This is a genomic window from Methylibium sp. T29-B (genome assembly GCF_000576225.1).
GTDB lineage: Bacteria > Pseudomonadota > Gammaproteobacteria > Burkholderiales > Burkholderiaceae_C > Methylibium > Methylibium petroleiphilum.
Genome location: NZ_AZSN01000398.1, coordinates 1 through 580, shown reverse-complemented (window position 1 = coordinate 580; position 580 = coordinate 1). Strand labels below are relative to the sequence as shown.

At 73.6% G+C, this 580-nt stretch carries 1 protein-coding gene; it reads left to right on the top strand.

Annotated features, from left to right (window positions below):
- On the top strand, positions 1 to 522 hold a 522-nt coding region (locus Y694_RS22170; protein ID WP_051495987.1), incomplete at its 5' end, for an Lrp/AsnC family transcriptional regulator.
- Positions 523 to 580: the final 58 nt, after the last annotated feature.

Genomic DNA, 580 nt, shown 5'->3' with positions numbered 1-580 from the left:
GCCGCACCCGACCCGGCCGGCGACGACGCGCCGCACGCCGCGCTCGACCGCTACGACGTCGCGATCCTCGGTGCGCTGCAGCAGGACGCGCGGCTGTCGAACGCCGAGCTGGCCGCGCGCATCGGGCTGTCCACCGCGCCGACCTGGCGGCGCGTGAAGTGGCTGGAGACGCAGGGCTACATCCGCGGGTACCGCGCCGAGATCGACCGCCGCAAGATCGGCCTGGGCGTGCTGGCCTTCGTGCGCGTCGACGCCGAGCGCAACACGGCCGCGGCGACGCGTGCGCTGGAGGAGGCGATCCGCCGCATCCCGCAGGTCATCGCCTGCCACTACATCAGCGGATCGGGCACCTTCGAGCTGCAGGTCATGACGACCGACCTGGACGCCTTCTCGGCGCTGGCGCTGGAGACGCTGCTGAACCTGCCCAACTTCAAGGACCTGCACACCAGCTTCTCGCTCGGCGAGGTGAAGGCCGGCGCGGCGCTTCCGCTGCAGCACCTGGAGCGCGCCGGGCGCCACTGAGCACCCCCAGGGCCGGGCTGCGCCCAGCCCGCCCCCGCGGGGGGCGAGGAAACTTGGG